This window comes from Acinetobacter sp. CY05 (genome assembly GCF_059515805.1).
The window spans coordinates 1-9,165 of the sequence record NZ_JCAKMW010000041.1; the positions used below are offsets into that span (position 1 = coordinate 1).

The following is a 9,165-nucleotide window of genomic DNA, read 5'->3' on the forward strand; positions in this document are numbered from 1 at the left end:
CTAAACCCGAATATGTTCCACCACCACCACCTGTTCGTGATCAATTTACGGCAGATAAACCCAAACCAAAGTGATTGATTTAAAATTTCAAAATAGAGGTAAAAATGGCTGAAGCTAAACCCGAATATGTTCCACCACCACCACCTGTTCGTGATCAGAAAGGACTGAAGTAATGTCTAAAAATACTGAACCTAAACCTGAGTATGTTCCGCCACCACCACTAATAAAAATAGGTGATTCAAAAGGTAATAAAAAGTAACTTCCAAGTAGACAGTGAAATCTGTCTACTTAAAATTTCTCACTTAAATTGAATAACTTTCTGTCTCTTTCTTCAGTTAAATATTCATTAAGTTCAGCCAATATTTTTTCTTTATTGGCTTCATTTTCCTGCATTTTCTTAATCAAGTAAGAACCGAGCAAAATTTTACGTCTAGTATCATCCTTTCTTTCCTGCTCTTTTTGCTTTGACCTTTCTCTAGCTTCGATAGCTTGTTTTCGAGCCTTTAACTGTTTCAGCTTCTCTAATTGGGCTTCGATTTTCTTTTCAAGAGTTTCAGCAGCTTTTGTCATGATTCAGATTTCGGGATATAGAAAACCACTCAAGCATAAGGCCCTATGAATTGAAATTCAAGCGGGCTATATGCTATCGTGTTTTTCATGAAATGCGCACTTACGACTTGTATTTCATCCAAGTCAAAGTTTGCGTAAGGGGATACCCCTTAACCCCAAAAAATTGCTACGCAATTTTTTAAAAGCAAAAGCAAAACCATCACAAGGCTAAGGCATGGCAATTTATCACTGTACGACTAAGACCGTTAACCGAAGTTCGGGACGAACTGCGGTAGCATCTATGGCCTATCGTGCAGGAGAAAAATTGACAGATGAACGGACAGGGTTAACGCACGACTTCACGAGAAAAGAAGGTGTGGTGTATACAGAGATTCTTTCTAACTTGGATACTGAATTAGACCGAAGCAAAGTTTGGAATTTGGCGGAAAAATCAGAAAATCGGAAAGATGCCCGAACCGCACGTGAATGGGTGATTGCTCTACCGGACGAGCTGGATGAAGAACAGCGAAAAGAACTAGCAAGAGAGTTTGCTCAATCTTTAGTAGACCGTTATGGGGTGGTTGCAGATTTAGCGATTCATGCACCTAGCAAAGGTGGAGATGATAAAAACCATCATGCACATATCTTACTGACAACTCGCAAAGCAGAATTAGATACTGAAAATAAACTGGTCCTCACTCAAAAATCGGAAATTGAGTTAAGTAACACCAAAAGAAAAAGCTTAGGCATGGGAACAAGCCAGGAAGAAATTAAACAAATTCGAGCCACCTGGGCAAACTTAGCCAATCATGCTCTGGAATATGCAGGGTATCGGGAAAGAATCGACCACCGCAGCTATGCCGATCAAGGTAATCAGATACAAGCCACCATACATGAAGGCAGTAAAGTCACCCAGATGCGCAGAAAGGGCATAGATACTGAAATTAGCCGTTTCAACGACACGATCAAACAGCAGAACAGCCAGCAGCTCCAATACAAACAACAGCACAAGGAACAGACCTTAGAACAGGGTTTCAACCGTGTTGAAAAAGGCTTTGAGCAATGGAAGAAAGATCAGGAAGCTAAACGCCTAGAACTGGAACATAAAAAGCAGTTAAAGCTACAGCAAGAACAAGCGATGAAGCTGAAACAACGCAAAAGCATGAATAGAAATGGGCCTTCCCTATGAGCAATCAAAACGATTTAGACGACCAGTTATATATTTTATTGGCATCCATGAAGGAATACAGGGAAGCCATAGCAGATGATAACAAGCGATTAGAGACGTTTTACAATAAGGTAGCTAGTGGGGTACTAGAACAGAGCAAAAAGACCCTAAATAACGCAAATCAGGAAGCTACACACGCCCTTCAAGGTCGTATTCAGGAGTTAGATAGAGCCACCGATAAATTGAACTACAGATTTATTGCCTTGTTGTGTGCAATTTTCCTTAGTCTGGTATTAGTTTTCCTGTCTTTTATATTTTTATTTATTCCAAGTTTTGACGAGATCAAAGAACGTCGTGCAGAAGCAGCTTGGCTAGAACAAAGATATAACCTTGATATTAAAAACTGTAATGGCCAATCCTGTGTCCGGATCATGAAAAATGACTGTCATGGGCCAAACAAAGATTATTGCGTGATCGACCCTAAATAATGCTTTTTAAAGTGGAGTGGCAGGCCAATAACCGTGAGTAGTGCAAACTTCAGGAATAGAAATGGTAACAGATTTAGGTATTACAGTGGTTCGCCCTCCACCTAGGATAATTTCATCCCCTATAAAAAACTTATGACCATTAAGTTTATTGGTGATACTGACCTTGCCGTCATTTGTATATGCTAATTCAGTGCTATCAGCCCAGATAATAAAAGGACCTGTATCACTGTCCAGTCTGATACAGCCATACGGATCTAAATGCAATATTCCTCCAATAAGTGAAGCTCTTGCACCTGATTCATTATGCTTAATAAAAAATATAGGTTTTACAGGTTGTATAGCATCAGAAACTAAGGCGGGCTTTGCCATACAACCAGTCAGTACAGAAATGATGAAAAAACTTTGAGCTAAATTGTATATTTTCATAGTTAACCAAATTTTGAGAGAGGACAATACTTTGCTTGGTTTCTTTCGTTATTCAATTTATACCGGTGCACGCAAAGTGGCTCGACTTTGAAACATGGCTAAAGCCCTATTTCAAAGCATCGAGCAAAATTTTAATTAAACACGTTTCAATGCCATGATATGACGAACCATCTCGTTAATATGCTGTTTTGTTTCATCATCTTGAGAACTTAGCCAAGTTACAACATCCGCATCAAAAGCTTTTGCTTGAGCAATCGCATGGCGTTCTTGTAATTTTTTCACGAAGTTTGGTTTTACTACTGGCGCATTGGTAGGGTCAAAATTTTTATAGCGTTCTAATTCATTTTGCATGGTTATACCTCCGCTTTTGATTGTGTGATGGCTCAAAAGCAGTAATGATTCTTGCAACATCACCACGTTCGACCCAAACCACTGTTAGTAGTCTACCACGATTGCTTAGACCGATTGATATCAACCGTTGTTCGTCATAATGACCAAGATCGTCAAAGGACATCAGCTCTGGATCAAGAAAAACGCTACATACTTCTTCAAAAGTAATTTCACGCCCTCGATAGACTATTTCCATTTTTTTATCGTGCCATTCAAATAGCAGACCGTAATACTCAATCAACGGCATCTTTAGCCTTTTCCCTAGATTTACAACCTTCTAAAAGTCTACTTAGAGGGTTTCACTTATTCAATAACTCATTAATTTAAATGGGTTCTAACATCTAAGTTTCGTATAACCGCCATTATGTTAAATAGCATAAAAAGGGACCTCAGATTTGGGTCCCTTTTATCTAAATTATTTGTATGCTTGGATAGATTTTAGAATCTCCTGTCTGGCTTCTTCTACATTGCCCCAACCATTAAATTTCATCCATTTACCTTTTTCCAAGTCTTTATAATGTTCAAAGAAATGTTTCATTTGATCTAATTGAAGCTGAGGGAGGTCGCTCAGATCTTCAACATTGTTATATAGAGGTGTGAGCTTAGAATGAGGTACAGCAATGATCTTTGCATCAATACCGGCTTCATCTTCCATATACATGACTCCGACAGGTCTGCTGCGAATTACTGATCCTACAGCAACCGCATGGGGAGCTATTACAAATACATCTAAGGGATCACCATCCTCGCTTAATGTTTGAGGAATATAACCGTAATTGTACGGATATGACATTGCTGTACTTAGAAAGCGATCAACCAATAAAGCATCATATTCTTTATTCACTTCATACTTGATGGGTTTAGCATTTGCCGGGATTTCGATGATGCTATTAAAGTCATCTGGTGGATTAGTACCTGCTTTAACATTTTTAAAACTCATTGTTTTACCTTCTAATATTTAGATTATTAATGATTAGTGAAAAATTGATAGGAAAGTATTCCTAGTACTGTAAAGATTAATGAACCTATTACATGGATGGCTATTGTTGAGATAGCATATTCAAACTTTGAAGCTTGTAGCAACGCAACAATTTCAACTGAAAATGTTGAAAAGGTCGTTAAAGCACCGCAGAAGCCTGTCACAACGAATAACTTATAATTAGGGCTTATTGAGCTATTTGAAAAAAATGATACAGCTAATCCAATAATAAAAGCACCGATTAAGTTAACAATCACTGTCCCGAAAGGAATATTTTCAAATACGCTATTAAATCTTAGACTTATGCCCCAACGAAGCCAGGCACCGATTACAGAACCGAGAGCAATTGATAAAAGAGAAAGATACATGTCTGCTCCTAGTTATGAGCAGCAAAAGATATATAAATAAAGAACTTTATGACGGGAAAACATAGCGTAGCTCCATTTTGTAAAAGCAGAGCACGCGACTACGTACCCTGCTTGAGGGAAACGTAGGTATCATCAGCCAGAATTGGCGGTTTGTGTAAGGAGGATAGCCATCTCCTTTGAGTACTATTATTTAAAAATTGATTAGCTAATTCAACAACCTTCTATTATTAAAATACGTAAGTTTGATACTTTTTTATCTTTAGTTTAGTAAAACTTGAAACTTTTCATTTTTTCTATAATCTTTTTGGAAAGGGTGTCCAGCTAAGCTGAGGCAGGTGTTTGTTGTAGTCGGGCCGCTACAATATTGATAAAGAGCACCTGTATGTTTAATTTCAAGATTTTTAATAAAGTCTCTACGGAAGTATTGACGATCAAAAATGATCTCCAGCTTAATGCTGAGCTGCAATTAATTAATAAATATAAAACGGCTATTTCTGAAGATTATAAACAGGCTATTGTTTTGATCTTTAAAGAACGCGGCTACACACGTTTGGAAATAGGTCAATTACTTGGGGAGCTAAAAGCTTCATAAAATACAGATTAAACAAAGCTTGGATATACATCCAGGCTTTATAAAAAAGTACCTAGCTGTTACCCTTGTCCTGATTTTTTTACTCTAAAAAGTTTCTTCATCTTATGACACCTACGCCACCTTAAGTTTATTTACCTTCTTAAATCTGTAAATAACTCATCACTGTCTAGTGATGTGGTGTAGTCGCTTGTGTGTTGTATATATCACATCACTAGCCTATCTGAAAAATTAAAAAACAGGCTATGTTTATGTTATCTAATGTCCGAGAACAGTGGTTCTCTAACATCCGTGGGGATGTACTTGCCGGATTAGTCGTCGGTCTTGCACTTATTCCTGAAGCCATCGCATTTTCAATTATTGCAGGTGTAGATCCTAAAGTCGGTCTATACGCATCCTTCTGTATTGCCGTCGTGATTTCTTTCGTAGGTGGTCGTCCCGCAATGATTTCAGCTGCCACAGGGGCTATGGCACTGCTTATGGTCACATTGGTCAAAGAGCATGGGCTTGAATATCTGCTGGCAGCAACAATTCTGACAGGCGTGATTCAGATATTGGCAGGCTATTTAAAGCTCGCCAAGTTAATGCGGTTCGTATCTAAATCTGTAGTTATTGGATTCGTAAATGCGTTAGCGATCTTAATTTTCATGGCTCAGTTGCCTGAACTGATTAATGTGACCTGGCATGTATATGCTCTGGTTGCTTTAGGTCTGGCGATTATTTATCTCTTTCCTCTGGTTCCCAAATTAGGAAAATTACTCCCTTCTCCACTTGTCTGCATCATTGCAATCACATTACTGGCAATTGCTCTAGGAATTGATGTACGAACTGTGGGTGATATGGGATCGTTACCTGACACACTTCCAATGTTCTTGATTCCAAATATTCCTTTGAATATTGAAACATTGATGATTATTTTGCCTTATTCGGTAGCACTGGCGGCTGTAGGTTTACTTGAATCGATGATGACAGCAACTATCGTGGATGAAATGACAGATACGCCAAGTGATAAATATCAGGAATGTAAGGGACAAGGGATTGCGAATATTGCTTCTGGCTTTATGGGTGGCATGGCCGGTTGTGCCATGATTGGCCAATCTATGATTAACGTAAAATCAGGCGGCCTTACACGCTTATCAACATTCTCTGCGGGTATTTTTCTTCTTATTCTGGTTGTATTTATTAGCGACTGGCTCAAAGTGATTCCAATGGCTGCATTGGTAGCGGTAATGATCATGGTCTCTATTAGTACTTTTGAATGGAGTTCTGTCACTCAGTTAAAAGATAATCCTAAGAGTAGTAATATCGTCATGATTGCGACAGTGATTGTAGTTGTTGCTACGCATAACTTGGCTCTAGGTGTATTAACGGGCGTTTTGCTTTCAGCCTTGTTCTTGGCGAATAAACTTGAAAATGATATCCAGGTGACAGCTTCTTTTGAGGGAACGGCCCGTTTGTATGATTTGAGAGGTCAGATCTTCTTTAGTTCTTCTGAAAAATTCATGCAAGGTTTTGACTTTAAAGAGGATGTAAAGGATGTGATTATTGATTTGACCCATTCTCACATTTGGGACGTAACATCAGTCGCCATGCTTGATTCTGTTGTAAATAAATTTCAAAAGAATGGTGTGAATGTCACTGTGCGTGGCTTAAATGAAGCCAGCTCTATCATGATTGATAAGTATGGAACACATGCCAGAATCTAAGTGAAGGAGACTCTACATTTATGTAGAATCTCTAAAATTAACATAATACACCTTATACGAAATGCTGTATAATTATCCTTATAATTCAACGCTGTAGTTTCTAGTTGATAGCCCGAACATCCCTGTTCGGGCTTTTTTTATGATTTTTCACGTTCCACGCCTATTACTTAAGCAATGTTTCACAACTTTGATTAGCTCCAGTAAATAATTAAAACCTAGATAATAAGAACCGAGCGAGTGTCTACGAGCGATTGAGCATCATCAAAATTTCGCCCTTGCCTTTTCTCTGATTACAAGCTCCCTTTTGATTTTAAAAGGTAGATACAGAGCATCCCGAATGGGTGCGAACTTTGGAGCTTTTGCTTTTCAAAAAGTATGAGCGAAGCGAATACATTACCAATGCTTTTGCTTTTAGATTTCACAAACAGGATTAACTAAAAACTGCCCCACGAAGCGAGGAACGAGCTTCAATAGAGTACGAGCTTTAGCGAGTACATAGGGCAGTTTTTAGCACTCCCCTCTTTTTAATAATTTTTAATTTTTTAATTTTTAGCATCTGTAATTAATTGATAAATAATAAAAAAAATAAGAATAAGTACACCTTTATCTTGCAATAAGTACACCTTTATCTTGCAATAAGTACACCTCTATCTTGCAATAAGTACACCTCTATCTTGCAAAGTGACACTTAATAAAATAAAGTGTACTTATATACTTAAAAAACATGTGTGCTTATGAAAAAAGAACTAGTCGTTAAAGATAATGCACTAATAAATGCCAGTTATAATTTAGACCTATCAGAACAACGTTTAATACTGTTAGCCATACTTGAAGCTAGGCAATCAAATACACCCAATGATAAAGATTTGACGATTCATGCTGAAAGCTATATCAACCATTTCAATGTTCATAGAAATACAGCCTATAAAGTTCTTAAAGATGCTTGCAAAAGCCTATTTGATCGTAGATTTAGCTATCAAAAACTGACTCAAAAGGGCAACATTGAGAATGTAATAAGTCGATGGGTACAACGAATATCTTATGTAGAGAATGAAGCTCTTGTTCGTATTAAGTTTTCTGATGATGTTGTACCGTTGATTACAAATTTAGAAAAACACTTCACCAGTTATGAACTAGAGCAAGTCAGCAGTTTAACTAGTGTTTACGCTATACGCTTGTATGAGTTGCTTATCGCATGGCGTAGTACAGGCAAAGTGACTATGGTAGAGCTAGAAGAGCTAAGATTAAAACTAGGCATAGAACCCAATGAATACAAGAGAATGGGGCAATTTAAAGAAAAAGTTTTACACCTTGCCATTGATCAAATTAATAAGTACACAGATATAAAAGCAGAGTATGAACAACACAAACGTGGTCGTTCAATTATTGGTTTTTCATTTAAGTTTAAGCAGAAACAACAACCGAAAAAATTAGATTCTAAGCGTGACCCAAACACACCTGACTTTTTTATCAGAATGACCGATGCACAACGCCATTTATTTGCCAATAAAATGTCAGAAATGCCTGAAATGGGGAAATATTCACAAGGTACAGAAAGCTACCAACAATTTGCTATCCGTATAGCAGATATGCTGTTAGAGCCTGAAAAATTCAGAGAGCTTTATCCAATATTAGAAAAGTCTGGATTCAACCCATGAGTAAAAGAGCAAATAGCATAATGAAAGAGGAAGTATGAGCGAAGTAGATATAAGCAAATATGCAGCTTTATATGAATACCAAAAAAATCAATTTTCGATAGTAAAAGGACACTATGAAAAATTAGAAGATAAAGCTACTAAGTATTTAACATATTTATCTATTTTTATTACTGCCTTTTCTTTATTAGCAAAATACTATTTCATAGATACAAATATTAAGGCTCCATTTTTTTTAACTTGTTTGACCTCACTTTATTTGGCTTTAACTTTTATTTTTGTATGTTTGGCATCAGGAAAGCTTTTTTCTTGTCTACAGGTAAAAGAAGTTTTTCAAGTAAATACTGATGATCAAATGATTGATTATTTTCAGAATAATAAGATTGCTACTGTTTACCTTGGTTTAGCTCATCACTATAAAAAAGTTATCAGTTCATATACTGAAAAAAATGATGAAAAAGCAAACTTATTACATAAAGCTTTTGACTATATTCAACTAGCTGGAGCTAGTTTAGTTATTGTGATAATACTGATTATATTAGGAAAATTTTTAGGATAACGTAAATGAGTAATCCAGAGCCTAAACCTGAGTATGTTCCGCCACCACCACCTGTTCGTGATCAACTTACAACAGACTTACCAAAACCTAAGTGATTCAAAATTTCAAAATTAGAGGTAAAAATGGCTGAAGCTAAACCCGAATATGTTCCACCACCACCACCTGTTCGTGATCAATTTACGGCAGATAAACCCAAACCAAAGTGATTGATTTAAAATTTCAAAATAGAGGTAAAAATGGCTGAAGCTAAACCCGAATATGTTCCACCACCACCACCTGTTCGTGATC

12 protein-coding genes and 1 riboswitch are annotated in these 9,165 nt (G+C 37.0%); of the genes, 6 read left to right on the forward strand and 6 right to left on the reverse strand.

From position 1 onward, the window contains the following. Window positions 1–288: 288 nt before the first annotated feature. Window positions 289–570: a DUF8583 domain-containing protein gene (locus tag AC5YCD_RS15295; RefSeq protein ID WP_005022338.1), complete on the reverse strand. Its 282-nt coding sequence runs from the start codon at window positions 568–570 to the stop codon at window positions 289–291. Between the two features lie 214 nt (window positions 571–784). On the opposite strand from AC5YCD_RS15295, the gene mobQ reads away from it, so the two are divergent. After that, on the forward strand, window positions 785–1,738 hold the full coding sequence (mobQ, locus tag AC5YCD_RS15300; protein ID WP_253114855.1) for a MobQ family relaxase: 954 nt from the start codon (window positions 785–787) through the stop codon (window positions 1,736–1,738). Next, window positions 1,735–2,205, forward strand: a complete 471-nt coding sequence (locus AC5YCD_RS15305; RefSeq protein WP_253134076.1) for a hypothetical protein — start codon at window positions 1,735–1,737, stop codon at window positions 2,203–2,205. The genes mobQ and AC5YCD_RS15305 overlap by 4 nt, the downstream gene beginning before the upstream one ends. Window positions 2,206–2,211: 6 nt before the next feature. On the opposite strand, the gene AC5YCD_RS15310 is transcribed toward AC5YCD_RS15305, so the two are convergent. The 5 genes from AC5YCD_RS15310 to crcB form a co-directional block, all read right to left on the reverse strand. Continuing rightward, window positions 2,212–2,631 (reverse strand): hypothetical protein, encoded by a 420-nt coding sequence (locus AC5YCD_RS15310; protein ID WP_127245514.1) that lies wholly within the window; start codon window positions 2,629–2,631, stop codon window positions 2,212–2,214. 135 nt (window positions 2,632–2,766) lie between these two features. Beyond that, window positions 2,767–2,982 (reverse strand): hypothetical protein, encoded by a 216-nt coding sequence (locus AC5YCD_RS15315; RefSeq protein ID WP_004811702.1) that lies wholly within the window; start codon window positions 2,980–2,982, stop codon window positions 2,767–2,769. Beyond that, entirely contained in the window at window positions 2,972–3,268 is a 297-nt protein-coding gene (locus AC5YCD_RS15320) for a BrnT family toxin (protein WP_111886105.1), read from the reverse strand. The genes AC5YCD_RS15315 and AC5YCD_RS15320 overlap by 11 nt, the downstream gene beginning before the upstream one ends. A 168-nt stretch (window positions 3,269–3,436) precedes the next feature. Then, complete coding sequence (gene ppa, locus AC5YCD_RS15325) at window positions 3,437–3,961, reverse strand: inorganic diphosphatase (protein ID WP_005225406.1); 525 nt, start codon at window positions 3,959–3,961, stop codon at window positions 3,437–3,439. A 26-nt stretch (window positions 3,962–3,987) separates the two neighbouring features. Continuing rightward, window positions 3,988–4,368, reverse strand: coding sequence for a fluoride efflux transporter CrcB (crcB, locus tag AC5YCD_RS15330; RefSeq protein ID WP_005225409.1), 381 nt, complete (start codon window positions 4,366–4,368; stop codon window positions 3,988–3,990). Window positions 4,369–4,484: 116 nt separating this feature from the next. Next, window positions 4,485–4,552, reverse strand: a riboswitch (Fluoride riboswitch). Window positions 4,553–4,750: 198 nt separating this feature from the next. Between crcB and AC5YCD_RS15335 the strand changes: the two genes are divergently transcribed. From AC5YCD_RS15335 to AC5YCD_RS15350, 4 genes are all read left to right on the forward strand, one after another. Beyond that, window positions 4,751–4,960 carry a hypothetical protein gene (locus tag AC5YCD_RS15335; RefSeq protein WP_004282305.1) on the forward strand — a complete coding sequence of 70 codons (210 nt, stop codon included), beginning with the start codon at window positions 4,751–4,753 and terminating at the stop codon, window positions 4,958–4,960. Between the two features lie 248 nt (window positions 4,961–5,208). Beyond that, window positions 5,209–6,663 carry a SulP family inorganic anion transporter gene (locus AC5YCD_RS15340; RefSeq protein WP_004282306.1) on the forward strand — a complete coding sequence of 485 codons (1,455 nt, stop codon included), beginning with the start codon at window positions 5,209–5,211 and terminating at the stop codon, window positions 6,661–6,663. 734 nt (window positions 6,664–7,397) lie between these two features. Next, window positions 7,398–8,321, forward strand: coding sequence for a replication initiation protein RepM (gene repM / locus AC5YCD_RS15345; protein WP_004734284.1), 924 nt, complete (start codon window positions 7,398–7,400; stop codon window positions 8,319–8,321). Window positions 8,322–8,355: 34 nt separating this feature from the next. Beyond that, a complete protein-coding gene (locus AC5YCD_RS15350; RefSeq protein WP_004734286.1) occupies window positions 8,356–8,877 on the forward strand; it encodes a hypothetical protein in 522 nt (173 codons plus the stop codon). Window positions 8,878–9,165: the final 288 nt, after the last annotated feature.